This window comes from Streptomyces sp. P9-A4, from assembly GCF_036634195.1.
Classification (GTDB): domain Bacteria; phylum Actinomycetota; class Actinomycetes; order Streptomycetales; family Streptomycetaceae; genus Streptomyces.
Genome location: NZ_JAZIFY010000001.1, coordinates 4,088,328 through 4,111,376, shown reverse-complemented (window position 1 = coordinate 4,111,376; position 23,049 = coordinate 4,088,328). Strand labels below are relative to the sequence as shown.

Genomic DNA, 23,049 nt, shown 5'->3' with positions numbered 1-23,049 from the left:
CAGCCGCGGATGCTGTCGCCGGTCACCACCACGACCACTTCCTCTTCCGAAGCTCCCGCTTCTTGACTTCGGCTTCCTTCTTCTTGCGGTCCGTCTGTGCGCGGGCAGTCCACTCTCCTTGATGCTCCCAGCACTGGCCGCTACCCAGGTCGGCCGGCCGCCTGCACCAGCCTCCCCTCTACTTCGGAGCCCCACACTTCGAGATCTCCACTCCCTGCGAGTACCCGTGAGGACACTGGCAGCATCCAGCTGACGCCACAGACAGGGAAGGCGCACGCAGGTGCGCAGAGAGGCACACGGCTCCGGAGGGGGCTTCATGTCCCGATAAGCCCGCAGGTCATGAGGCCAAGCGGCTCGTATGCACCGAGCTGTGTCCACGGGTGGTCCATGGGCCCGGTGGCTCCGTCGGGCAAGGGCAGAGGCCTGGACGCCTCTCGGCTAGGAGTCGAGTGCCCCTGGATCGCGCCGAAGCTGGTCCACTTTACGTAGGAAGTCCTGATGAGCTTGGTCTGTCTGCTCCAGTAGGTCGTACCAGCTGCGGCGTTCGACGTTGAGGCTCTCCTTGAGGAGCCTACGGTTAGTCCGGCTTAGTCGATCGACGTGGTCGACGATGAAAGTGAGCCTTCGGATGGGGAAATACGCCCCAAACTCTGGAGTATCGTCGAGGAACTCTTCCAAACTCTCAAGGTAGTCGACGGCCCTGGTGAATTCGTCGTCCGTCAAGTAGTAGTCGATTCGCTTGATCTCGACTACCCAGATGGTCCCGCGGGGCCCGTTTAGCAGGACGAAGTCTGGACGCTTTATCGGGTCGCGAATGGCGCTAGTCGCGATGAGTTGATTGGACTTCTTGAAATACCACGTCTCGAAGCTGTTGCGGACCCGGTCGAGTGCGTCGTTCATTCCCAGGGGAGTCCACTCCGGGGCCAGCAGCCACGGTGCCTTCTCGATGAGTTCCTGGAGAGGGCGTTCGAGTGTCGTACCATCCGAAATCAGCTGACGGAGTCTGGTGACAACTTCTACTCGCTCTTGGGCTACCTGGCCAAGGGCATAGAACTCGGCAACCCTAGCCTTCTGGAATAGAGCCAGCACGATATCCAGGGGGCTGTCCACCTCCTTGGATACCTGGTGCAGCGTATCTAGGAGTTCTTTGTGCGGCGCAATGTTCTTCGATAGCTCCAGGTAGCGTTCGACTCGCTGCGGATCCGACGCCGCTTCACGGTCGCTGTCAGCCACGAGCAGGCGAAACGCCTCCTTGACCGAATTTCGGTACTGCGGATCACCCGGAGCTTCTGCTTGCAGTCGGGAATCGAGATCTGCAGCCTGCTCGAAGACTTGTCGTGTGCGCCGCTGAACCGAGGACCTTCCGCGTTTGGCTAGATCCTTGACCTGCTTCGAGCCCCAACTCTGCAGGGCTTGGCCTAGGTCGGACGTCCAGATGATGTCTTGTCGGTCGGAGCGAACTAGGTCTTCGGCTTCGTCCAACCACTCGACATGAATCTCACCCGTTAAGTAGGACCTGACACTCCACTCACCAGTGAAGCCGGATGTGGCTCCGAAGTCCCGAGTGGTGGCGACAATCTTTCCGCGAGCATAGATGCGGACACCAGCCATCACCTCGTCTTTATATGGATCCTTTGCGAAGGCGAGCCAGCCTGAAACCGGAAGTGGATCCGAATCTTCTGGAGCAATTGGAGTTCGGTCGAAGGTGACCTTTGTGTCCTCCTGAAGGTCAATACTCAACTCGCCAAGACGGAACGACTCTGATTTAAGACCTGGGAGGGCGTCGCTCTCGCGAGTATTGAATACCTCGACATCCCAGTCGTCGCGCCTAATGCCGAACCGGGCGCAGAGTTGCCGATGCAGTTCTTCCCCTTTGGGGACCAGCTTGCGGTTGAAATCGCTGAGTCGGATGCTGGTGCCGTGCTCATCGCGAAAAGTACCGTCGAGGTGTCCTACCTCAGGAATGTAATCATCCTCTGAGTCGAACATCATGGCATCAAGATGCAGCTTGATGTGGGAAACGCGGTATCCCTGCTCGGTCGGTGCGCCTCCTGCGGTGATCACCTCCACAGTTCGGCAGATTCCGAACGGAGCTAGTTTCCCGATCCCCTTCCTCCCCATGACTCGCCGGCCCTTGCCCTTAGACGTGTCCTTACCGAACCGTCCGCGTCGGTCGGAGCCAACGAGCAAGTAGTGGGTGTTCACCTCCTCAGAGGTCATCCCATGGCCGTTGTCCTCGACGGTGACTTCGTACTGCGCCACTGCCGGCTTGCCGGGCTGCGCGGCGAGCCAAGTGCCGAACGGAAGGCGGACCTTGACTTCCGTAGCATCTGCGTCGTAGGCGTTGGCGATGATCTCTGCGAGGACCGCCGAAACGCGGTCGTACAGCTTGATGCCGAGCTTGTCGACCGTCAGCCTGCTGATCCGCATGCGGTACGGTCCGGTGCTGCCGCTGCTAGCGGACGTGGTCTTCGCCCGAGCGTCGTGGCGGCCGTCTGTCTGCCTCGGCAGTGCTGGGAACAGCCCCTGGGTCTCCGGTTGTTCTGGGCCTACGTTCGTCACTTACCCACCCCCGATGTGTCAAGTTCCGGCCAGCTAAGCACAGCTGAGGGGTTGTCAAAAGATCGCCCTGACATCTCCCGGGCCTTAAGGACTAAGATCGCGCCATGCCCACGTACAGCGCCGTGGATCTGTTTGCTGGGGCGGGGGGCGCAACGCGAGGCCTGAGGGATGCGGGCTTCGCGATGCTCGCCGCCGTGGAGAACGACCTGGAAGCGGCCGAAACCTACCGCAGGAATCATCCCAAAGTGTCTCTCTTCGCCCAGGATATCCGTACTGTGGAGCCTCGGGTGCTGCTTGCGGCGTCGGGCGTCGCGGCAGGGGAGCTCGATCTACTCAAGGCGTGCCCACCATGCCAGGGGTTCTCGTCTCTGGCCAAGGGGCTGGTTGATGAGCAGCGGAACGACCTGGTCTTGGATACCTACCGCTTCGTTGAGGCCATGAGGCCAAGGATTGTTCTGCTCGAAAACGTCCCTGGACTGGCTCGCGACCGCCGCCTTCCGGAGCTGCACCGGATGCTTGATGGGGCTGGGTACCAGCTCAAGACGGCCACACTGGACGCGGCCGCATTCGGGGTTCCCCAGCGTCGAAAGCGGTTCATCTGTTTTGCCGTCAGGGACGATGTTCCCTTTGCGCCCGTCGAAAACCTTCTCGAATTATTGCCTCCTAGTTTCCGAAAATCTCCGAAGACAGCTGGGCAGGCACTGGCACATCTCGCGCGTTACTCTCGCGCGGGGGATCCTTTGAATGTTCATCGGAAGAGTTCGATTGCCGTTGAGGCGCGGATTGCCGCTATCCCAGTTGGCGGCAATCGATTCGACCTTCCAGAAGAGCATCAGTTGGACTGTCATAAGCGATTGACTTCGAGGAACGCGAGCTCCTCGTATGGCAGGGTCAGGTTGGATGATCCAGCTCCCACTATGACGACTCGGTGCACAACGCCTGCGTGCGGAACATTTATTCACCCTTCCGAGAACCGCGGGTTGACGCTTCGCGAGGCGGCTACGTTTCAGACTTTTCCGGTGGGTTACGAGTTCCACGGTAATTACGGATCAATTGAGCGGCAGATCGGGAATGCTGTTCCTGTACGAATGGCCAAGGGGCTCGGGCTGATCGCCACTGCGATCCTTAACGGTAAAAGTTCATACCGGGAGAAAAGCTGACTCACACTCTCGGATAAAATGTGGGCGGGGCATTCCCGTTTGTCGATTAGTCGCTACATCCCGCGAGGACTGGCAGGCGGTCTTTTTCGCCCACGCACTGGTCCAGCCGTTCGAACTCACCGCAACTGCCTCGTCCCCAGCTGCCATCCCGTCCGCCGTCGACCCACACACCGTGGAGCGGGCGTGGTTCAGGGCGTCCAGGTGGAGCGCGCCACTGTACGAACGACCTGGACGCCCTGGGCCGCGTCTGCTCGGCTCTGCCTGGGTCGACGGTGGACGGGATGGCAGCCCACAACCCTCGCCACCCATGCGCCCGCAGCCGGGAACGGCGCCCCCTCCATCCCGGTGCCGGCCGATCCCCCGCCGGAGGCATCATCTTGTGCCCGCGGGTGACGTCCCGCCCTTACCCGCATGCACGCGGCGCGCCGCCGGGCGCGGCCAGCCGGGGCGCAGACAGGAGGCAGGCCGCGCCGCAAAGGCGGCGCGCGCCCGCGCCGTGCGCGGGCCTTGATGAAGTAGAGAAAGTCTTACCGCGCTGCCCTCAGAGGGCGATCGGCTTGTAGGCCAGGGCCGTGTCTACTGCCTTCTCGGCAGTCAGCTCGGGGTCCAGGTCCCAGAAGATGTAATCGCTGATGTGCAGTCAGGCCAGGCCTCGTTCGAGGTTGGCCAGGATCTCGTCCGCTTCATCCTCGGATGCCTCTGCGTTCATCAGGTGCTGGACCAGGAGGATCGCTTCGTCACGGGGCATCCGCCCTGCCGGTTGCGTCGTCACGGCTGCGTGATCAGCTGGCGGCCGTCGTGGCTTCGGACGTGGGGGCCGTTGCCGTCCAGTGCGTCCAGGAGGCGGATCGCGTAGACCTCCGCCATGCGCTCCTCGACCTCCGCCGGCGTCAGCCAGTCGACCGCGGTGGACTCGTCCGAGGTTCGCTCGGTGCCGCCGGCGGGCTTGCAGCGGAAGACCAGGGCGACGATGCCGCGGGTCGTGTTCTTGTAGACGCCCGTCAGCTCATCCACGTCCACGTGGATACCTGTCTCCTCCAGGACCTCGCGGGCTACGCCAGCCTCCGGGGCCTCGCTGAGTTCGAGGACGCCGCCCGGAAGCTCCCAAGTGCCGTTGTCCGCTCGGCGGATCGCCAGGAGACGGCCGTCTTCGCGCACTACCGCTCCGGCTACGGACACCGAGTGGAGTGGCGTTGACTTTGTTCCCGCGCTCCCGTTACTCATGTACAGGAGCATAGGAGAGTGGGTAGGACCGTGGGAACTCCAGCAGGAGCCGGTAAGGCCGTACCTCGGTACGTGCAGATCGCGGACGACATCGTCCAGCAGATCCGGGGCGGTGTACTGAAGCCCGGCGACATGGTGCCCAGCGAGTCCGAGCTCGTCGAGCGATACGGGGTCGCCGGCGGGACCATCCGTAAGGCCATGGTCGAAGTGCGGGCCAGTGGGCTCGTCGACACTCGCCACGGGAAGGGATCGATCGTTAAAGATCGGCCTCCCGTACGGCTCCGGTCCTCCGACCGTTTCCGGGCCTCGCACCGCCGTGGCGGCAAGGCGGCCTACCTTGCCGAGTCCGAGCAGTCCGGTGCCACGGCCAAGGTGAGCGTCCTCTACATCGGGCCCATGGAGGCACCTGCGGACATCGCCGAACGGCTTGGTGTCGATGTCGGGACGCAGGTGCTCGCGCGGCGACGGCTGTACTTCCGGAATGGGACGCCCGTCGAGACCGCCTCCTCGTACCTGCCGTGGGACATCGTGAAGGACATCCCCGAGCTGTTCGCCGAGAACCCCGGCCCCGGCGGCATCTACGCCCGGCTCGAAGACCACGGCCACACCTTCGCCGAGTTCGTCGAGACGCTCCAGGCTCGGCCGGCCGCGAAGGCTGAGGCGTCGGAGCTGGCGCTGAGTCCTGGGGCTCCTGTGGTGCACCTGCTGCGGGATGCCGTGACGAAGAAGGGGCGGGTCGTGGAGGTCTGCGACACCCTCATGGCCGCTGACCAGTTCGTCTTCCAGTACCGGATCCCCGCGACCGACTGACGCTCGATCAACTCCCCACAGCCCGCTGCGGTTTCCTTCCGCAGCGGGTTGGCTCATGTACAGGAGTGGTGCACTCTTCTTCATGTCACTCATGTACATGAGTGAAGGAGTCCAGCCTCTATAGAGGAGTGATCCATTGTGCGTCAGATCCCCGTCGACACCTCCGCCGCGACCGTGATGGTGGCCCAGCCGCCCACCCCGAAGGTCGCGAACCGCCAGACCGGCGAGATCGCCACCGACCGCGAGACCGGCGCCCCGCTGATGACAGTCGACGTCATGTTCGTCATGGACGGCAACGCCGAGATCCTCAACCTGACCGTGCCGAACACCGGCGTCTCCGAGGAGCTGGCCATGGGCACCCCCGTCGCCCTCACCGGCGTCGTCGCCCGGCCCTGGGAGAACGAGTTCAACGGCCAGAAGCGCCACGGCATCAGCTTCCGCGCCGTCGCCGTCACCTCGCTCGTCGCCGCGAACGTCGGCTGACCCCGTGACCGCCTTATCGGTCACCCTCGCCCTGGTCGCCGCAGTCGCACTGCTGCTGCGCTGGCAGCGTCCGGCCTGTTACTGGATGAGCTTCGGCATCGTCTTCGCCGTCGTACGGATCCTCGCCCGGTACGCCTCGGTCATGGACGCCTGCGGGCTCACCGTCCCGCCCTCCCGCTGGCGCCTGGCGCTGGCCCGGATGACCGGCCGGCCCATCCCCGAGTCGCGGGCGCCCCGGATTCTGCGGCTGCGGCCGACACGTACCGGGCTCGTCCTGCGGGTGAAACTCCGCCCCGGCCAAGACGCCTTCGACTTCTCCGCCGCGTCGGACCGGCTCCGGCACTCGTTCGTCATGCAGAACGTCAGCGCGCGGGAGATCCGCTCGGGTGTGGTCGAGCTGCGGATGACCGGTTACGACATCCTCAAGCGGGTGCAGATGCCCGCGGCCGGCCGAAGCGGGGTGATGCGAGTCCCGGTCGCGATGCGGGAGGACGGGGAGGTGTACCACCGCGACTACCGCCAGACCCCGCACGCTCTGAACATCGGCGCCACCCAGTCCGGCAAGTCCGTCTACCAACGCGGCCTCGTCGCCGCGCTCGCCCCGCTGGACGTCGCCCTCGTCGGGATCGACTGCAAGCAAGGCGTCGAACTCGCCCCACTCGCACGGCGGTTCACCGCCCTGGCCGACGATCCCGATGCCGCCGCCGACCTCCTCGACGTGCTCGTCGAGCACATGCAGGAGGTCTACCAACTGATCCGACGTGAGCAGAGGTTGAGTGCAGACCTGCCGGATGTGGAAATCACCGCCGACATCTGGGACCTGCCCGATCACCTGCGACCGACGCCGATCGTGCTCCTGGTCGATGAGGTCGCCGAACTCGCCCTCTTCGCTACGAAGGACGAGGAGAAGCGGCGGGATCGGATCATCACCGCCCTCGTCCGGCTCGCCCAGCTCGGCCGCGCCGCCGGCATCTACCTGGAGATCTGCGGGCAGCGCTTCGGCTCCGAGCTCGGTAAGGGCATCACCATGCTCCGCGCCCAGCTCACCGGCCGCACCGCTCACCGCGTCAACGACGAGACCTCCGCCAACATGGCCTTCGGCGACATCGCCCCGGACGCCGTCCTCGCCACGGTCCAGATCCGCACCGACCGGCCCGGTACCGCCGTCGTCGGCGACTCCTCCGGTGGGTGGGTCCGCATCCGTACGCCCCACCTCACGCTCCGGCGGGCCGTGAACATCGCGAACTCCCACGCTCACCGCACGCCCGAGATCCCCGCGCTGGACGCCTTCCGGCCCGTCCTGTCGCCTCTGGGCAAGGCCGCGACGCCCTCGGCCGCCTCGGCTCCCGCAATCGCCTGAGCCCTGCTCCCCCTCGCTCCACGGCGGCGTGACCGCTTCACGCCGAGTCCCTACCCCGCCCATGCCCGAAACCGGAAGGAGGACCCGCGATGCGTCCTACCCGCCGACCGGACGCAGTCCTCGTACAAGCCGTCATCGCCGGCGCCCTGTCCTTCGCCCACCTGCACGACCTGGCCGCGGCGGCCGGGCAGACCGGCTGGAAAGCCTGGGCCTACCCGGTCTCCGTTGACCTCCTCCTCGTCGCCGCCTGGCACCGGCTGCGGACCGCACGGGCCGCCGGCTTGCCTGCCCACTCGGCCTGGACCTGGTTCGCGGTCGCCCTGGCCGCGTCGCTGGGCGCGAATGTCGCCACCGCCGGTCTCCTCGACCTCGGCGACGTACCCGCCTGGCTCCGCATCCTCGTCGCTGGCTGGCCCGCCCTCGCGTTCCTCGGCGGCACCCTCCTCGTCCACTCCCCCGCCCAGCCGGAGGCCGAGCCCACGCCCATCCCCGAACCCGCTCCCGAGCCCACCCCGCCGCCCACCACTCCGGGGCCCACGCCCGAAACAGCGCCAGCGGAACCAGCCCCGGTAGCCGTCCCGCCCGCCCTGGTCGCCCACGCTCGCAAGATCGCCGACGACCACCGGACCCGCACCGGATCGCCCATCGACGCCGACACCCTGCGCGCCCGCCTCGGTGTCCCGCCCCTGATGGCCAATGCCATCGCCGCCCAGCTCGCCTGAAGGGAGAGCTCCTCATGGCCGCTCGCGACCACTTCCACTCCGTGATCCGGATCGGTCCGGTGCAGATCGGCACCCACCGCGACCGCCACGGCCGCACCAAGTACGCCGCTGTGTGCACGTCCGACGGCTGCGGCTGGTCCGCCGAGTACTCCAGCTCCTCGGCCGCCCAGCTCGCCACCCGCACCCACCGCTGCAAGCCCCGCTGAACCCAAAGGAGCCCCGCGTCATGGACGTCCCACTCTGGCTCGCCCTGATCGTCGTCGGCGGCCTCGGCATCAAGCTCATCCGCCCGCCCTGGTGGCTCGTCGCCGTGATCCTCCTCGGCGGCTACCTCCTCGCCGACAGCCTCCTCGCCCCGCTCATCGACCACACCATCAACAAGTAGGGAGAACCGCCATGCTCCGACCGCGCATCCCCGTCAACCCGCTCCCGACCGGCATCGTCACCCCGCTCGTCCAGTCGACCAGCATCGGCGACATCGAGCCGCACCACACCGCCACCCACGCGCCGGTCTGCAACCACCACAACGCCCCAGCCCCGAGCCCGGCCCACTCCTCCGCCGCGCGTTTCACCCCGGCCGGCCTCGCCCTGGCCATCGCCGGCGGAGCCGGAGCCGTCCTGGTCGTCGGCGCGGTCCTGGTCTCCATGCTGCTGGCCGTCGCCGTCACCGCCGCGTCCATCGCCATGTGCGCCGTCGTCCTGCGTTCGCTCCTCAACGGCCAGCACCGGCACAGCTAGTCGGGCCCCCGGGCGGCTCAACCGCCAAGTCTCCGCCGCCCGGGAGCCCCGCCCCTGACCAGTTCGCAGAACCAGAAGGAACCGCCCCATGATGACCGACGCGGCCACCTCGCCGTCAGGCTTCGACACCGCCACCCTGAGCGACATGCTCCGGGTGGCCGGGTCCCCCAACTTCGACCGCTGGCGCGAGCAGATCCACCGCACCGGCGGCTGCTCCCACCCCATCCACCTCACAGGCTGGACCCTCACCCGCGACAAGACCACCGGCGAGACCCTGCACCGCTACTCCACCGACACCGAACCGGGCGGACGCCTCCGCATCGCCTGCGGCAACCGCCGGGCCTCCCGCTGCCCCGCCTGCGCCTGGACGTACGCGGGCGACACCTACCACCTCATCCGCGCCGGACTCGCCGGAGACGACGCCCGGGACATCCCCACCGCCGTCCGCGAACACCCCCGCGTCTTCCTCACCCTCACCGCCCCGTCCTTCGGCCCGGTCCACAACCGCCCCGGCACCCGGCCCTGCCACTGCGGCACGCGGCACCCCGAGAACGACTCGGCCCTCGGCACACCGCTCGACCCCGAGTCGTACGACTACGCCGCCGCCGTCCTCTTCAACAACCACGCCGGGCAGCTCTGGCAGCGCTTCACCACCCGCCTCCGCCGGGAGATCGCCGCCGCGGCCGGACTCTCCCAGAGAGAGCTGAGGGCCGTCGCCCGTATCTCGTACGGGAAGGTCGCCGAGTTCCAGAAGCGCGGCGCCGTCCACTTCCACGCCGTCATCCGCATCGACGGCCCGGACGGCCCCGACTCTCCCCCGCCGTCCTGGGCGACCACCGACCACCTCACCAACGCCATCCGCACCGCCGCCACCCACGCGTACACGACCGTCTCCGTCCCCGCCGCCGGCGACCACCCCGCCCGCCGCCTCCACTGGGGCACCCAGCTCGACATCCGCCCTGTGAAGGCCTTCGGCGACGGCTCCGACATCACCGAACAGGCCGTCGCCTCCTACATCGCCAAGTACGCCACCAAGGCCGCCGAGACCACCGGCAGCCTCGACCGCCGCATCGGCAACCGCGAAGCCCTGCTCCTCCTCGGCATCCCCGACCACACCCGGCGCCTGGTCGAAGCCTGCCTCGACCTCGACCCGGTCTACCCGGAACGCCGCCTCTCCGCCTGGGCCCACATGCTCGGCTTCCGCGGCCACTTCTCCACCAAGTCCCGCCAGTACTCCACCACCCTGACCCAACTCCGCCAGACCCGCGCCGACTACCGCGCCACCCAGGAACGCACCGCCCGCGGCCTGGACGACGTCGCCCCGGACACGGTCCTCGTCCTCACCTCCTGGGCGTATGCCGGCCAGGGCCACACCCCCGGCGAAGCCGCCCTCGCCGCCTCCATCGCCCGGGACATCCACCTCAACCGCGAGACCGCCCGCGAAGCCCTCCGTGCCAAGCTCGATGCCGAAGAGGAGTGGTGACGATGGCCGCCCGTCTCCTGACCGTCGACCAGGCAGCCGAACTCCTCGGCACCACCGTCCGGTTCCCCCGACGCCTCATCGAGGAACGGCGCATCACCTTCGTCCGGGTCGGCCGTCACGTCCGCATCCCTGAACCCGCCATCGCGGCGTACATCGAGCGCAACACCGTCCAGCCCATCGCACGCCGCTACGGGGCGGTGGCCTGATGACGAACCGCAAGGGCAGGCGCCGCCGGTTCGGCACTGTGCGGCAGCTCGCATCCGGTCGCTGGCAGGCCCGCTACCGGGACCCGCTCTCGGGCGGGATGAAGTCGGCGCCGCACACCTTCGCCACCAAGACGGACGCCGAAGTCTGGCTGACCACGATTGAGGCGGAGATCCTCCGCGGCGCCTACCAGGCACCGGACGCCGGCAACGTCGTCTTCGGGCAGTACGCGGACGACTGGCTCAAGCACCGCCGCCTTGAAGACCGCACCCGCGAGCGCAGCGAGGGCGTGATCCGGCTCCACATCAAGCCGACCTTCGGCGTCGGGACCATCGCCGCGATCACCACGGCCCGCGTACGGACATGGCGGACCGGCCTCCTGGAAGCGGGCGTGGGCGAGCCGACCGTGGTCAAGGCGTACCAACTCCTGCGGGCGATCCTGAACACCGCCGTGGACGACGAACTGATCCGGCGCAATCCGTGCCGCATCAAGGGCGCCGACAGTTACGACGTCCCTGAGCGGCCCGTCCTGACCGTGCCCGAGGTGTACGCGGTGGCCGGGGCCATCCAGCCGCACTTCCGGCTGCTCGTCCTCCTCGCCGCGTTCACCACGCTCCGGTTCGGTGAGCTGGCCTCGCTCCGGCGTCGGGATCTGGACCTGGATCGCTGCGTCGTCCTCGTCCGCCGCGCCCAGTCCGAGCTCCAGGACGGCACGCTCGCCGACAAGGCGCCGAAGTCCGCGGCCGGTGTCCGCTCCGTCGCCTTCCCCGCCGAACTCCTTCCAGAGGTGTCGCACCACCTGGAGCACTTCGCGGGCTCCGGGCGGGACGGCCACCTGTTCCAGGGCCCCCGTGGCGGCCTACTGCGGCGGGGCAACTTCCGGGACGACTGGATCGCGGCGCGGGACAAGGCCGGCGTCGACTCGACTGTGCACTTTCACGATCTTCGCCACACGGGGAACACCCTGGCCTCCAGCGCGGGCGCCAGCACCCGGGAGCTCATGACGCGGATGGGGCACAGCACGACCCGGGCCGCGCTGATCTACCAGCACATGACGAGCGACCGTGATCAGCACATCGCGGGCAAGCTCGGCGAGATGATCCGCCAGGTCCGTAAGCTCGGACCCTCATAGAGACGCGCCTTCTGGCACGCAGATGGCACGCCCGTGATCATGCGAAGGGGCCAGCACCGGGGAAACCGCCCCCGGTGCTGGCCCTTCGCCTTGAGCCCCCTGTCGGGTTCGAACCGACGACCCCCGCTTTACAAGAGCGGTGCTCTGGCCAGCTGAGCTAAGGAGGCAGCCAGTGCAGTGTAACCAACGCGGCCCCGGCGACGGTCGGAAATCTCACGGGGCCTTGAGTGCTGACAGAACGGGCACCGGCAGGTAGCGTCACTTGCGGTTCACCCAGGTGGACTAGACCTCAATCCTTCCTTTACTCGGATCGTCCGGCACGTTCCTGCCGGTGAAGGGACACACCACCATGGCTTCCGTCACTTTCGACAAGGCGACCCGGATCTACCCCGGTGCCACCAAGCCCTCCGTCGACCAGCTCGACATCGAGATCGCCGACGGCGAGTTCCTCGTCCTCGTCGGGCCCTCCGGCTGTGGCAAGTCGACCTCCCTGCGCATGCTCGCGGGCCTTGAGGACGTCAACGCCGGCTCCATCCGCATCGGTGACCGCGACGTCACGCACCTGCCGCCCAAGGACCGGGACATCGCCATGGTGTTCCAGAACTACGCGCTGTACCCGCACATGACCGTCGCCGACAACATGGGCTTCGCCCTCAAGATCGCCGGCGTCAACAAGGCCGAGATCCGCGCCAAGGTCGAAGAGGCCGCGAAGATCCTCGACCTCACCGAGTACCTGGACCGCAAGCCCAAGGCGCTCTCCGGCGGTCAGCGCCAGCGTGTCGCCATGGGCCGCGCGATCGTGCGTGAGCCGCAGGTCTTCCTCATGGACGAGCCGCTGTCGAACCTCGACGCCAAGCTCCGCGTCTCCACCCGTACGCAGATCGCCGGTCTGCAGCGCCGTCTCGGCATCACGACCGTGTACGTCACGCACGACCAGACCGAGGCGCTCACCATGGGCGACCGCGTCGCCGTCCTCAAGGACGGTCTGCTCCAGCAGGTCGACTCCCCGCGCAACATGTACGACAAGCCCGCCAACCTCTTCGTCGCCGGCTTCATCGGCTCCCCCGCCATGAACCTGATCGAGGTCCCGATCACCGACGGCGGCGTGAAGTTCGGCAACAGCGTCGTCCCCGTCTCCCGTGACGCCATCGCCGCCGCCTCCGCCAACGGCGACACCACCGTCACCGTCGGCGTCCGCCCCGAGCACTTCGACGTGCAGGGCCCCACGGGCAAGGACGGCCTGGCCGTCACCGTCAACGTCGTCGAGGAGCTCGGCTCCGACGGCTTCGTGTACGGCTCCACCCGCGTCGGCGGCGAGGACAAGGACCTGGTCGTCCGCGTCGGCGGCCGTGACGTCCCGTCCAAGGGCACCACGCTGCACGTCGTGCCGCGCGCCGCCGAGCTCCACGTCTTCTCGACGTCGACGGGCGCCCGCCTCAGCGACTGACCCGGAAGCGAAGCAGAGCACAGCCCAGCCGCGCCGGCCGAACGGCCCCGCATCCACCCGGATGCGGGGCCGTTCGCCCATCTGCCGCACAAGTGGTGGTTTACCCTGGAAAACCCCGGCATTCTGGGCCCGCCCCCACCCTCCGCGTCAACACGGGATTCGAAAAGCCGCCTCGAACCATCCCTCGCGAGAGTGACTAAATGTCGCCATATCACTACCGGCCGCTACGCTCGCCTGCGTGACGCACACTGCCCGCCGAATCGGCCGCTCTCTCGCCCTCGTCCTGCCCGTCGTCCTGGTGCTCTCGGGAACGCTCGCGGTGTCCGCCGTTCCGTGGGCCGGCCAGGACTCCGGGACCCAGCTGACGGCCTCCTCCTCCGACGTCTCCGTCCGCGCCAAGTCCCGCGCCCCGCAGGACGTCCTGCGCGACCAGCTCCTCGCCGAGCTCCAGGAGAAGGACCCGGGCACGGCCCTCACCCACCTCCAGCGCGAGGTGGAGAACCGTCCTTCGCTCGCCAAGCACTGCATGTCCATCGCCCGTTCCCTCGGCCGCGCCGCCGTCGAGCAGTACGGCCCCACCCGCGCCCAGTCCTTCTCCCGCCCGGTCTGCGACACCTCGTTCGCGACCGGCGTGATGCGCGCGAGCTGAACAGCCGGACGCTGAGCGCCGCCGCGCGTCCGGACCGCGCGCGTACGGGGCGCCTATCGTTCCCCGTATGCACACCTCTCCGACGCAGGCCGTGGTCCTGGCGGGCGGCCAGGGCTCACGGCTCCGCCCGTACACCGACGACCGCCCCAAGCCGATGGTCGAGATCCCGGGCACCGGGACCCCGATCATCGGCCATCAGCTTTCCTGGCTGGCCGCCGAGGGCGTGACCGACGCCGTCGTCTCCTGCGGCCATCTCGCCGAGGTGCTCCAGGAGTGGCTTGAGGGCGCCGACCTCCCCCTCAAGGTGACCACGGTCGTCGAGACCGAGCCGCTGGGCCGCGGCGGCGGTCTCAAGTACGCCGCCGGGCACCTGCCCGCGCCCGACCAGCCCTGGTACGCCACCAACGGCGACATCTGGACCCGGTTCTCGCTGCGCGAGATGGCCGCCTTCCACGCCGAGCGCGACGCCCTCGCGACGCTCGCCCTGGCCCGCCCCCGCATCCCGTGGGGCGCCGTCGAGACCGACAACTTCGGGCACATCACCGACTTCATCGAGGCGCCGCCCTCGCCGTTCCTCATCAACGCGGGCGTGTACGTCTTCTCCGCCGCCTTCACCGAACTCCTCCCCGACCTCGGCGACCACGAGCGGACCACCTTCCCCCGCCTCGCCCGCGAGCGGCGCCTCGCCGGCTTCCCGCTGCCCCAGGGGGCGTACTGGAGGGCCATCGACACCGCCAAGGACCTCACGGAGGCCGCGAAGGAGCTCGCCGCCCAGCGGGGCTGAGCCGGAGCCGCACAGACAGACACCGGCGCAGAGAGAACAAGAGGGCGGCACCGCGCAGAACGCGGTGCCGCCCTTTCCGTACGTACGAGGCCGGTGTCCTCAGCCCAGCAGGCCGCCGATCGGGTTCTTCGCCCCGCCGGTCGTCGAGCCGGGCTCCGACGGCGTGTCCGTCGTCCCGCCGGTCGAGCCGCCGCTCGACCCGCTCCCCGTGCTGCTCGGGGTGTCGCTCGTGGACGGCGGCGGCGCGGGCTTGGACTGCACGGGCGTACGGGTGGTGCCCGTGCCACTGCCCTCGGTGGAGGTCGGGCGCCGCTCCTGTGTCCGGGGCGACTCGCGGGTCGGCTCCGTCGGCCGGCTCGCCTCCTCGGTCTTCTGGCGCTCCGCCGGGGCCTCGCTGGTCGCGGCGGGCTCGGGCGCGGTGGACGCGGCCTCGGAGGGGGCGCGGCGGGTCGGCTCCGTGGGGAGCGGGCGGCCGGGAAGGTGGTTGATCGGGTCGTCGTTGGGGCCCGGGACGGTGATCATCTCGGTGGAGCGGACGGCGCCGCCGAGGACGGAGCCGATGAGGAGGGTGAGGCCGACGACCACGGAGGCGAGGAGGGTGCTGCGGCGCACGACGCGGCGGCGCAGGTCCCAGAGTTCGGCGCGGGGGCCGAGGGTGCGCCAGGCCTCGCCCGCGAGGCGGCCGTCGAGGGAGTAGACCGGGGCCCCGGCGATGATCAGCGGCGACCAGGCGGCCAGATAGATGATGTCGGCGGAGTCGTAGACCGGGACGGTCTTCCAGCTGACGGTCAGGATGAGCGCCGCGGAGAGCAGGGCGCCGACGACGGCCGCGACGCGCTGCCAGAGGCCGAGGACGGTGAGGACACCGACGACGACCTGGAGGAAGGCGACGGTGAGTCCGGCGCCGACGGGGTGCTGGAGGGCGAAGTCGCGCAGCGGTTCGGCGAGGGCCCAGGGGTGGAGGGAGTTGAGCCACTTCACCATGGAGCCGCGCTCGCCGCCGTCGAAGTAGACGGGGTCGCAGAGCTTGCCCATGCCCGCGTAGATGGAGATGAAGCCGAGGAAGACGCGGAGCGGGAGGAGGACGACGCCGAGGTTCATCCGGCGGCCCGGGTAGTAGGCGTGCCGGACGCTGTCCTGGCCGTGGCGCTGGGCCGTCCGGCCGGGCGTCTCGCCGTCCTCGTACGCCTCCGGTCCGGTGGTCCCGGGCCGCATCTCGTACAGGTCGTCGTACGCGCCCTCGGCGCGGCGCATCGGCGGCAGCAGGGGGCCGTCGGCGGGCACCACGGGGGTGGGCATGGTGTCGTCGAAGCGCTGGATGGCCTGGGTGGAGCCGGCGCCCGGCCCCCCGTGGCCGACCGCGGGGGCGAGCGTGGAGACGGACGACTCGCGCACGGCCTGGAGGAGACCGGTCGCGCCCGGTGCGGACTTCCCGCTCCACACGACGGGGCGACGGCGCGGTCCGCCCGCTCCCGCCGCTCCGGACAGGGCTGCGATGCGGGCGCCGGCGCCGAACTTCGGCTGCGGGGCCGGCGCGAGCCGCACACGGAAGCTGGCGTGGTTCACGATCACCTGGGCGGGATCGGAATCCACCTTGACCATGCTCAACGCGGGCTGATCGTCGAACCCCGGCCGGGGCGTTCTGGTGTCCACACTCATCTAACCGAGTGATCTGGGTTTAGGACACTGCCTTGACGGATCGCAAATGTCCGAGACCCGTCAAGATCAACGCCGGAACGGGAACCTCTACCAGGTCACGGGTCGTCACTTCTTCCTAGAATCAGAAGAGTTGACCCGGACCACGCACGAGGGAGCGCAGCCATGACCGATCCCGCCCCGCGACCGGGGACCGAGCAGAGCCCGGACGCCGCACTCGACCGCGTACCGGCGCCCCGGTCCCCCCAGGACTCCGCGCCCCCCACCGCCGCCGGAACCCCCGACGCCCCCGCCGCTCCCCCCACTCCCGTACGGGAGTCCCACCAGCTCGTCTTCGGGGACCTCCACGACTACCCGGTGATGGCCCAGGCCCTCGACAACCAGTGGTTGCCCGCCGATCTGGCGAGCGCCCGCCAGCGCGCCTCCGCGCCCGCACGGCCGCCCGTGGAAGCCGTCGAAGCGGCCTCCGCCGAGCTGCGCCGCTCGCTCGTGAACAGCGGCACCCTGGTGGTCAACCGCGCCTTCTTCCTCAACAACGAGGCGCTGTACGCGAACTACCTGCCGTCCGCCGACCCCGTGGAGCGGGAGGCGTTCGTCCGGCTCCTGAACGACAAGGCGCTGATCCCCTACCTGTACACCGAACGGCACCCCGCCGAGGGCTTCGCCTGGGCCCACGACCGGTTCGTCGGCCGCGCCTGGCGCGAGCTGGTGACGAACGAAACCGACCCCGCCCTGGTCCGCTTCGACTGGGACGACGAGTCCAACCGCGGCAAGGCCGGCCAGATCGGCAACTTCTTCTCCTCGAACCTCTCCCTCCTGCGCCGGCTGGAGGCCGGACAGCTCGCCAAGGACCTCGGCATCCCGGAAGAGCTGGCCCGGTCCATGCGCGAGGGCGTCCTCAAGGACATGTACTTCTGGGCGGGCGAGCAGGACAACGACCGGGACATCACGCGGAACGCCGTCTACGAGCGGTTCATCACCCGGCCCGGCACCGATCCGTACCAGAACCTGCTGCGCGAGGGGGATCACGTCGTCCCCACCAAGCAGCTGGTGGACCTGCTCTACAGCCTGGGCGTGCCCCGCGCCGCCGGGGTGATCCCGCTGACCCCGCCGGACTCCCCGCCCCGCTCCACGCTCCAGGAGCTGCGCACCGACCTGCGCCCCCGCGACGACGACCCGGAGGCGATCGGCCTGCTGCTGCGCGATCTGTTCGCGGACGCGCTGCACCGGGCCGTGGACGGCCCGAACTCGTACGCCGGGCTCTCCCTCGCCGACATCAACCGGCTGCGGCGGGAGGAGGAGTGGCGGGCGTACGTGGACTCCCTCGACGCCTTCGTCCGGGGCGGCGGCTTCGACAACGGGCGGATCCCGTCCCCGGAGGAGTTCGCGGCGGGCACCACCGAGGTGGCACGGCGGCACGCGCGGATGCTGAAGACCGCGCGGGCGACGAGCGCCGGCGGCAGCGGCGGGTACACCCGGGACATCGTCACGGCCCTGGTGGTCGAGGCCGGCGGGGTCGCCCTGCAGATCACCAGCGGCGAGGAGGTGTCGCTCGTGGCGGGGTTGGTCCAGGGGCTGACCGCGGTCGCCGGCACGCTGACGATCCGGCTGGAGTTCTTCGACCGGGGCGCGAAGAGCCGGCGCGGAGGACTCGGGCACTCGCTGACATTGCCGTCCCTGCGGCTGGGCAACCTGAAGCGGGACTGGGAAGCGATCCTGGGGGCGTACGGCGGGCCGGTCGTCCGGACGGGGCGGCCGGTCGGCGGCCTCCGCCAGGCCGACCAGCAGCGTCAGCCCGACTGAGCAGGGGCACGGGAGCGGGCACCCGCACCGGGCCCCGGAACGAACCGGCCCGAGGGCCGGGAAAGGCAGGGCCCATGAGCAGGGAGCCCGCGAACCGCTACGCACGACTGCGCGCCGAGCGGCCGGAGCTGTTCCGCAACGAGCCGGGCGGCATCGAGATCCTCAGCGACCCGGCGGCGGTCGCGGCGGCCGGCGGGGTGCTCTACCAGGACCCGTACGTCCTGCTCGTCCGGGACCCGGTGCGGTTCCCGGACGGCCGGGAAGGCACGTACATCCGTTCGATGAGTGCGGCGCCCGAGCCGGGCTGTGTCGTGCTGCCGCTGCTCGGCGACCGGATCGTGCTGATCGAGCAGTACCGGCACGCCACCCGGTCCTGGCAGTGGGAGCTGCCCCGGGGCTTCGGCACCCGGGGCCTCACGGGCGAGGAGAACGCCGCGAAGGAGCTGGACGAGGAGATCGGGGCGCGGGTGCGGGAGCTGATCCCGCTCGGCGAGCTGCATCCGGACAGCGGGATGACGGGCGACCGGGTGCTGCTCTTCGCGGCCCGGATCGACGGGATCGGCCGGCTGGCGGAGTCGGAGGCGATCCGGAGTTCGCTGACGCTCCCGTTCGCGGAGGCGGAGGCGATGATCGCCGACGGCCGGGTCACGGACGGTTTCACCATCGCCGCGATGACGCGCGCCCGCCTGGCAGGCCTGACGGCCTGAGGCGGGCGCGGGTACGGATGCGGGTACGGGTGCCGATACGGCGGGTCGGGCGCTGAGCCGGGTTCGGGCCGGGTCAGCGCCTGAGCCGGATCGGGCGCTGAGCCCGGTCGGGCCGGGTCAGCTCCCGTCGCGGCGGGTCAGCCCATGCGGCGGCGGGCCGCCTCGTACAGCACGACGCCCGCCGCGACACCGGCGTTCAGCGACTCGGCGCCGCCCGGCATCGGGATGCGGACGAGGTAGTCGCAGGTCTCGCCGACCAGGCGGGACAGGCCCTTGCCCTCGGAGCCGACGACGATGACGACCGGGCCGGACAGCGCCTCCAGCTCGTGGACCTTGTGCTCGCCGTCGGCGGCGAGGCCGACGACGGTGATGCCGGCCTTCTGGTACGCCTCCAGGCAGCGGGTCAGGTTGGTGGCGCGGGCGACCGGCGTACGGGCGGCGGTGCCGGCCGAGGTCTTCCACGCACCGGCGGTCATGCCGGCGGCGCGCCGCTCGGGGACGACGACGCCGTGACCGCCGAAGGCGGCGACGGAGCGGACGACGGCGCCGAGGTTACGCGGGTCGGTGACGCCGTCGAGGGCGACGATCAGCGGGTCCTCGTGGTGGTCGTACGCCGTCGCGGCGAGGTCCTCGGGGTGCGCGTACTCGTACGGCGGGACCTGGAGGACGAGGCCCTGGTGGTTGAGGCCGTTCGTCATCCGGTCGAGCTCGGGGCGCGGCGCCTCCATGATGTTGATGTTGCCGCGGCCGGTGGCGAGGTTCAGGGCCTCGCGCACGCGCTCGTCGTTGTCGATGAACTGCTGCACGTACAGCGTCGAGGCGGGCACGCCGTCGCGCAGGGCCTCGAAGACCGGGTTGCGGCCGACGACCATCTCGGAGGTGCCCTTGCCGCCGCGGCGGGCGACCGGACGGCGGGTGGCGGTCTGCCGGGCCTGGGCGTTGGCTACGCGGTTCTTCTTGTGGCCCTTGCGGGCGGAGGCGGGCGGGGTCGGGCCCTTGCCTTCGAGGCCCTTGCGCCGCTGGCCACCGCTGCCGATCGTCGCACCCTTCTTGTTGGACGTGCGACGGTTCCTGCGCTGGCTGTTCCCGGCCATGACTACCTAATCCTCGGTGTTGCGTACGAGGGTCAGGTGACTCGCGTACGTAGGTCTGTAACTGAAGTGTGCCGCCCGGAGGCCCGAGCGGCACGTCTTCTAACGGTTGCCCAGCGTCCAGCGGGCGCCGTCGGGGCTGTCCTCGATGGCCAGCCCGGACTGGTTGAGCTGGTCGCGGATCGCGTCCGCCGTCGCCCAGTCCTTCCGCTCGCGGGCCGACTCGCGCTGCTGGAGCACGAGCCGTACGAGGGTGTCGACGACGCCGTGGAGCTCCTCGCCGCCACTCGCCTCCTCGGCCCAGTGCGGGTCGAGCGGGTCGAGGCCGAGGACGCCGAGCATGGCACGGACCTCGGCGAGGCGGGCGATGGCCTCGTCCTTGTCGTCCGCGGCGAGGGCGCTGTTGCCCTGCCGGACGGTGGTGTGGATGATCGCGAGCGCGTGCGGCACGCCCAGGTCGTCGTCCATGGCCTCGGCGAAGGCCGGCGGCACCTCGTCGGCGGGGGCGACGGTCGCCCCGGCCTTCTCGGTGGCGCGCTGGACGAAGCCCTCGATACGGGCGAACGCCGACTCGGCCTCGCGCAGGGCCTCCTCGCTGTACTCGATCATCGAGCGGTAGTGCGGGGTGCCCAGGTAGTAGCGGAGGACGATCGGGCGCCAGTTCTTCACCATCTCGGACACCAGCACGCTGTTGCCGAGCGACTTCGACATCTTCTCGCCGCTCATGGTGACCCAGGCGTTGTGCACCCAGTACCCCGCGAAGGAGTCGCCGAAGGCCTTGGCCTGGGCGATCTCGTTCTCGTGGTGCGGGAAGATCAGGTCGAGGCCGCCGCCGTGGATGTCGAAGGCGGAGCCCAGGTACTTGTGGGCCATGGCCGAGCACTCCAGGTGCCAGCCGGGCCGGCCGCGGCCCCAGGGGGTCTCCCAGTCGGGCTCGCCCGGCTTGGTCGCCTTCCACATCGCGAAGTCGCGCGGGTCGCGCTTGCCGGTGATGCCGTCCTCGGAGGGCTGGCGCAGGTCGTCGATGTCCTGGTTGGACAGCTCCAGGTAGCCCGGGAAGGAGCGCACGTCGAAGTAGACGCTGCCGTCGGCCTCGTACGCGTGGCCGCGCTCGATGAGGCCGCGCATCATCTCGATCATCTCGGGGACGTGCCCGGTGGCGCGCGGCTCGTAGGTGGGCGGCAGGCAACCGAGGGCCTCGTAGCCCGAGTTGAACGCGCGCTCGTTCTCGTAGCCGATGGACCACCAGGGACGGCCCTGGTCCCCGCCCTTGGTGATGATCTTGTCGTCGATGTCGGTGACGTTGCGGATGAACGTGACGTCGTAGCCGCGGTACGCGAACCAGCGGCGCATGATGTCGAAGTTCAGCCCCGACCGGATGTGCCCGATGTGCGGGGCCGCCTGGACGGTGGCGCCACAGAGGTAGATCGAGACGCAGCCCGGCGTGAGCGGGGTGAAGTCACGGATCTGCCGGGCGCTGGTGTCGTACAGGCGAATAGTCACCACTCCAGGGTAGTGGGCGTGTGGTAGTGCCCCGATACCCGATCCGCGTCTCCGATGACGTTTTTCGCCCGGGACCGGGGCCTGCCGGCCCTTCAGGGGCCCCCGGGCCGCGCCCGGACGGGGACTAACGGGCATCCACCCGGTAGACGAGGGCGGTCGCGAGCGCCGCGAGACCCTCGGCGCGACCCGTCAGGCCGAGCCCGTCCGTGGTCGTGCCGGAGACGGAGACCGGCGCCCCGGCCGCCTCGCCCAGCGCCTTCTGGGCCTCGTCGCGCCGCCTGCCGACCTTGGGGCGTACGCCGATGACCTGGACCGCGATGTTGCCGATCTCGTACCCCTCGGCGCGGACGATCCGGGCGGCCTCGGCGAGCAGGGTGACGCCGGAGGCACCGGACCACTCGGGGCGCGAGGTGCCGAAGTGGGCGCCCAGGTCGCCGATACCGGCGGCGGAGAACAGGGCGTCGCAGGCGGCGTGGGCGGCGACGTCGCCGTCGGAGTGCCCGGCGAGGCCGTACTCCTCGCCCTCCCAGAGGAGGCCGGCGCACCAGAGTTCGCGGCCCTTCTCGAAGGCGTGGACATCGGTGCCGATGCCGGTACGGGGGAGATTCATCGGCTCAGAAGCCATCGTTGGCCCTCCTGCGGGCGAGTACGGCCTCGGCGAGGACGAGGTCGAGGGGACGGGTCACCTTGAAGGCCTCTTCGTGGCCGGGCACGACGACGACGGGCGCGCCGAGCCGCTCGACCATGCCGGCGTCGTCGGTGGCGCCCTCACCCGTGAGGGCGATGGTGGCGTGGGCGTTGACGAGGGTGTCGCGGTCGAAGCCCTGCGGGGTCTGGACGGCGCGGAGCCGGGCCCGGACCGGGGTCGCGACGACCTGCTCGGGGTCGCCCGGCCTCTCGGCCGGCTCGACCTCCTTGACGGTGTCCGCGAGGGGCAGCGCGGGGACGACGGCGACGGCCCCGTCCCGTACGGCCTCGATGACGGCGTCCACGGTGTCGACGGGGACGAGGGGGCGGGCCGCGTCGTGGACGAGGACGGTGGTGACGCCCTCGGGGAGCGCCTGGAGGCCGAGGTGCACGGACTCCTGGCGGGTGTCACCGCCGGGGACGACGAGGTAGTCGGTCCGGTCGGGGAGGGCGTGGGTGTCGAGGAGGTTCTTGACCTCGGCGGCACCGTCGGAGGGGGCGACCACGACGACCAGCGAGACGGCGCGGGAGGCGGCCATCGCCCGGACGGCGTGGATGAGCATGGGGGTGCCGTTCAGCGCGCGCAGCGCCTTGGGGGCGCCCGGACCGAGGCGTACGCCCCGTCCGGCCGCCGGGATCACCACAGCGGTACGAGGAGGACGCGCATCGTCTGACATCGGTTGCACTCCGGCAGGTTTGTTTCCGCGGCCGACATGGGTATGGCCTCACCGTGCCGGACGCTGAGCCTTGACCGGGCCCTTTCCGTGACGACGGTCGAGGCGTCGACGCCCAAGCACAGGGGTTCGGACGTGAGTGAGCAAGAGCGGGACGGGGACGTACGCAT

The 23,049-nt window shown here is 69.5% G+C and carries 24 protein-coding genes and 1 tRNA gene; 16 read left to right on the top strand and 9 right to left on the bottom strand.

Features of this window, described 5'->3' with window-relative positions; all coding sequences use genetic code 11:
- Window positions 1-438: 438 nt before the first annotated feature.
- Complete coding sequence (locus tag V4Y03_RS18510) at window positions 439-2,430, bottom strand: ATP-binding protein (protein ID WP_332435617.1); 1,992 nt, start codon at window positions 2,428-2,430, stop codon at window positions 439-441.
- A 236-nt stretch (window positions 2,431-2,666) separates the two neighbouring features.
- Between V4Y03_RS18510 and V4Y03_RS18505 the strand changes: the two genes are divergently transcribed.
- Window positions 2,667-3,722, top strand: coding sequence for a DNA cytosine methyltransferase (locus V4Y03_RS18505; RefSeq protein WP_332435616.1), 1,056 nt, complete (start codon window positions 2,667-2,669; stop codon window positions 3,720-3,722).
- Window positions 3,723-4,362: 640 nt separating this feature from the next.
- Here the strand turns inward: V4Y03_RS18505 and V4Y03_RS18500 are convergent.
- Together V4Y03_RS18500 and V4Y03_RS18495 are read right to left on the bottom strand one after the other, a co-directional pair.
- On the bottom strand, window positions 4,363-4,494 hold the full coding sequence (locus V4Y03_RS18500) for a hypothetical protein (RefSeq protein ID WP_332435615.1): 132 nt from the start codon (window positions 4,492-4,494) through the stop codon (window positions 4,363-4,365).
- A complete protein-coding gene (locus V4Y03_RS18495; protein WP_332435614.1) occupies window positions 4,491-4,958 on the bottom strand; it encodes an NUDIX hydrolase in 468 nt (155 codons plus the stop codon). The genes V4Y03_RS18500 and V4Y03_RS18495 overlap by 4 nt, the downstream gene beginning before the upstream one ends.
- A gap of 60 nt (window positions 4,959-5,018) precedes the next feature.
- On the opposite strand from V4Y03_RS18495, the gene V4Y03_RS18490 reads away from it, so the two are divergent.
- The 10 genes from V4Y03_RS18490 to V4Y03_RS18445 all read left to right on the top strand — a co-directional run bounded on the left by V4Y03_RS18490 (window position 5,019) and on the right by V4Y03_RS18445 (window position 11,878).
- A complete protein-coding gene (locus V4Y03_RS18490; RefSeq protein ID WP_332435613.1) occupies window positions 5,019-5,756 on the top strand; it encodes a GntR family transcriptional regulator in 738 nt (245 codons plus the stop codon).
- A gap of 138 nt (window positions 5,757-5,894) precedes the next feature.
- Window positions 5,895-6,239: an SCO3933 family regulatory protein gene (locus tag V4Y03_RS18485; RefSeq protein WP_332435612.1), complete on the top strand. Its 345-nt coding sequence runs from the start codon at window positions 5,895-5,897 to the stop codon at window positions 6,237-6,239.
- 4 nt (window positions 6,240-6,243) lie between these two features.
- Window positions 6,244-7,599: an FtsK/SpoIIIE domain-containing protein gene (locus V4Y03_RS18480; protein WP_332435611.1), complete on the top strand. Its 1,356-nt coding sequence runs from the start codon at window positions 6,244-6,246 to the stop codon at window positions 7,597-7,599.
- 89 nt (window positions 7,600-7,688) lie between these two features.
- A complete protein-coding gene (locus V4Y03_RS18475; protein ID WP_332435610.1) occupies window positions 7,689-8,321 on the top strand; it encodes a DUF2637 domain-containing protein in 633 nt (210 codons plus the stop codon).
- 14 nt (window positions 8,322-8,335) lie between these two features.
- A complete protein-coding gene (locus V4Y03_RS18470) occupies window positions 8,336-8,527 on the top strand; it encodes a mobile element transfer protein (protein WP_332435609.1) in 192 nt (63 codons plus the stop codon).
- A gap of 20 nt (window positions 8,528-8,547) precedes the next feature.
- Entirely contained in the window at window positions 8,548-8,706 is a 159-nt protein-coding gene (locus tag V4Y03_RS18465) for a hypothetical protein (protein ID WP_332435608.1), read from the top strand.
- 11 nt (window positions 8,707-8,717) lie between these two features.
- Window positions 8,718-9,059, top strand: coding sequence for a SpdD-like protein (locus V4Y03_RS18460; protein ID WP_332435607.1), 342 nt, complete (start codon window positions 8,718-8,720; stop codon window positions 9,057-9,059).
- A gap of 91 nt (window positions 9,060-9,150) precedes the next feature.
- A complete protein-coding gene (gene repSA, locus V4Y03_RS18455; RefSeq protein ID WP_332437218.1) occupies window positions 9,151-10,542 on the top strand; it encodes a replication initiator protein RepSA in 1,392 nt (463 codons plus the stop codon).
- Window positions 10,543-10,544: 2 nt separating this feature from the next.
- Entirely contained in the window at window positions 10,545-10,748 is a 204-nt protein-coding gene (locus V4Y03_RS18450; protein ID WP_332435606.1) for a helix-turn-helix domain-containing protein, read from the top strand.
- Window positions 10,748-11,878, top strand: coding sequence for a tyrosine-type recombinase/integrase (locus tag V4Y03_RS18445; protein ID WP_332435605.1), 1,131 nt, complete (start codon window positions 10,748-10,750; stop codon window positions 11,876-11,878). The genes V4Y03_RS18450 and V4Y03_RS18445 overlap by 1 nt, the downstream gene beginning before the upstream one ends.
- 93 nt (window positions 11,879-11,971) lie before the next feature.
- On the opposite strand, the gene V4Y03_RS18440 is transcribed toward V4Y03_RS18445, so the two are convergent.
- A tRNA-Thr gene (locus V4Y03_RS18440) sits at window positions 11,972-12,045 on the bottom strand.
- Window positions 12,046-12,227: 182 nt separating this feature from the next.
- Here V4Y03_RS18440 and V4Y03_RS18435 point away from each other — a divergent pair.
- The 3 genes from V4Y03_RS18435 (at window position 12,228) to V4Y03_RS18425 (ending at window position 14,758) form a co-directional block, all read left to right on the top strand.
- Window positions 12,228-13,325, top strand: a complete 1,098-nt coding sequence (locus V4Y03_RS18435) for an ABC transporter ATP-binding protein (protein WP_332435604.1) — start codon at window positions 12,228-12,230, stop codon at window positions 13,323-13,325.
- A 238-nt stretch (window positions 13,326-13,563) separates the two neighbouring features.
- Window positions 13,564-13,974: a hypothetical protein gene (locus V4Y03_RS18430; RefSeq protein ID WP_317878778.1), complete on the top strand. Its 411-nt coding sequence runs from the start codon at window positions 13,564-13,566 to the stop codon at window positions 13,972-13,974.
- Between the two features lie 67 nt (window positions 13,975-14,041).
- The gene (locus V4Y03_RS18425; RefSeq protein WP_317878777.1) at window positions 14,042-14,758 is read left to right on the top strand and encodes a nucleotidyltransferase family protein; all 717 of its coding nucleotides are present in this window, start codon (window positions 14,042-14,044) and stop codon (window positions 14,756-14,758) included.
- A 99-nt stretch (window positions 14,759-14,857) separates the two neighbouring features.
- Here V4Y03_RS18425 and V4Y03_RS18420 read toward each other — a convergent pair whose 3' ends face one another.
- Window positions 14,858-16,417: a DoxX family membrane protein gene (locus V4Y03_RS18420; protein ID WP_332435603.1), complete on the bottom strand. Its 1,560-nt coding sequence runs from the start codon at window positions 16,415-16,417 to the stop codon at window positions 14,858-14,860.
- A gap of 162 nt (window positions 16,418-16,579) precedes the next feature.
- On the opposite strand from V4Y03_RS18420, the gene V4Y03_RS18415 reads away from it, so the two are divergent.
- Window positions 16,580-18,217 carry a hypothetical protein gene (locus V4Y03_RS18415; protein ID WP_332435602.1) on the top strand — a complete coding sequence of 546 codons (1,638 nt, stop codon included), beginning with the start codon at window positions 16,580-16,582 and terminating at the stop codon, window positions 18,215-18,217.
- Between the two features lie 74 nt (window positions 18,218-18,291).
- A complete protein-coding gene (locus V4Y03_RS18410) occupies window positions 18,292-18,924 on the top strand; it encodes an NUDIX hydrolase (protein WP_332435601.1) in 633 nt (210 codons plus the stop codon).
- A gap of 137 nt (window positions 18,925-19,061) precedes the next feature.
- Here the strand turns inward: V4Y03_RS18410 and rlmB are convergent, their stop codons facing one another.
- From rlmB to ispD, 4 genes are all read right to left on the bottom strand, one after another.
- On the bottom strand, window positions 19,062-20,018 hold the full coding sequence (gene rlmB, locus V4Y03_RS18405; RefSeq protein ID WP_317873240.1) for a 23S rRNA (guanosine(2251)-2'-O)-methyltransferase RlmB: 957 nt from the start codon (window positions 20,016-20,018) through the stop codon (window positions 19,062-19,064).
- Window positions 20,019-20,117: 99 nt separating this feature from the next.
- Window positions 20,118-21,518 (bottom strand): cysteine--tRNA ligase, encoded by a 1,401-nt coding sequence (gene cysS, locus V4Y03_RS18400; protein WP_332435600.1) that lies wholly within the window; start codon window positions 21,516-21,518, stop codon window positions 20,118-20,120.
- A 124-nt stretch (window positions 21,519-21,642) separates the two neighbouring features.
- Window positions 21,643-22,143 carry a 2-C-methyl-D-erythritol 2,4-cyclodiphosphate synthase gene (gene ispF / locus V4Y03_RS18395; protein ID WP_332435599.1) on the bottom strand — a complete coding sequence of 167 codons (501 nt, stop codon included), beginning with the start codon at window positions 22,141-22,143 and terminating at the stop codon, window positions 21,643-21,645.
- A complete protein-coding gene (gene ispD, locus V4Y03_RS18390) occupies window positions 22,133-22,882 on the bottom strand; it encodes a 2-C-methyl-D-erythritol 4-phosphate cytidylyltransferase (RefSeq protein ID WP_317873243.1) in 750 nt (249 codons plus the stop codon). Before ispD ends, ispF begins: the two co-directional genes overlap by 11 nt.
- Between the last annotated feature and the right edge of the window lie 167 nt (window positions 22,883-23,049).

What these genes read in the sequence shown, in the direction of transcription:
- V4Y03_RS18510 (WP_332435617.1), bottom strand. Translation starts at nt 2,430, where the DNA reads ATGCGGATCAGCAGGCTGACGGTCGACAAGCTCGGCATCAAGCTGTAC.
- V4Y03_RS18505 (WP_332435616.1), top strand. Translation starts at nt 2,667, where the DNA reads ATGCCCACGTACAGCGCCGTGGATCTGTTTGCTGGGGCGGGGGGCGCA.
- V4Y03_RS18495 (WP_332435614.1), bottom strand. Translation starts at nt 4,958, where the DNA reads ATGCTCCTGTACATGAGTAACGGGAGCGCGGGAACAAAGTCAACGCCA.
- V4Y03_RS18475 (WP_332435610.1), top strand. Translation starts at nt 7,689, where the DNA reads ATGCGTCCTACCCGCCGACCGGACGCAGTCCTCGTACAAGCCGTCATC.
- V4Y03_RS18470 (WP_332435609.1), top strand. Translation starts at nt 8,336, where the DNA reads ATGGCCGCTCGCGACCACTTCCACTCCGTGATCCGGATCGGTCCGGTG.
- V4Y03_RS18465 (WP_332435608.1), top strand. Translation starts at nt 8,548, where the DNA reads ATGGACGTCCCACTCTGGCTCGCCCTGATCGTCGTCGGCGGCCTCGGC.
- V4Y03_RS18460 (WP_332435607.1), top strand. Translation starts at nt 8,718, where the DNA reads ATGCTCCGACCGCGCATCCCCGTCAACCCGCTCCCGACCGGCATCGTC.
- repSA (WP_332437218.1), top strand. Translation starts at nt 9,151, where the DNA reads ATGACCGACGCGGCCACCTCGCCGTCAGGCTTCGACACCGCCACCCTG.
- V4Y03_RS18450 (WP_332435606.1), top strand. Translation starts at nt 10,545, where the DNA reads ATGGCCGCCCGTCTCCTGACCGTCGACCAGGCAGCCGAACTCCTCGGC.
- V4Y03_RS18445 (WP_332435605.1), top strand. Translation starts at nt 10,748, where the DNA reads ATGACGAACCGCAAGGGCAGGCGCCGCCGGTTCGGCACTGTGCGGCAG.
- V4Y03_RS18435 (WP_332435604.1), top strand. Translation starts at nt 12,228, where the DNA reads ATGGCTTCCGTCACTTTCGACAAGGCGACCCGGATCTACCCCGGTGCC.
- V4Y03_RS18425 (WP_317878777.1), top strand. Translation starts at nt 14,042, where the DNA reads ATGCACACCTCTCCGACGCAGGCCGTGGTCCTGGCGGGCGGCCAGGGC.
- V4Y03_RS18420 (WP_332435603.1), bottom strand. Translation starts at nt 16,417, where the DNA reads ATGAGTGTGGACACCAGAACGCCCCGGCCGGGGTTCGACGATCAGCCC.
- V4Y03_RS18415 (WP_332435602.1), top strand. Translation starts at nt 16,580, where the DNA reads ATGACCGATCCCGCCCCGCGACCGGGGACCGAGCAGAGCCCGGACGCC.
- V4Y03_RS18410 (WP_332435601.1), top strand. Translation starts at nt 18,292, where the DNA reads ATGAGCAGGGAGCCCGCGAACCGCTACGCACGACTGCGCGCCGAGCGG.
- rlmB (WP_317873240.1), bottom strand. Translation starts at nt 20,018, where the DNA reads ATGGCCGGGAACAGCCAGCGCAGGAACCGTCGCACGTCCAACAAGAAG.
- ispF (WP_332435599.1), bottom strand. Translation starts at nt 22,143, where the DNA reads ATGGCTTCTGAGCCGATGAATCTCCCCCGTACCGGCATCGGCACCGAT.
- ispD (WP_317873243.1), bottom strand. Translation starts at nt 22,882, where the DNA reads ATGTCAGACGATGCGCGTCCTCCTCGTACCGCTGTGGTGATCCCGGCG.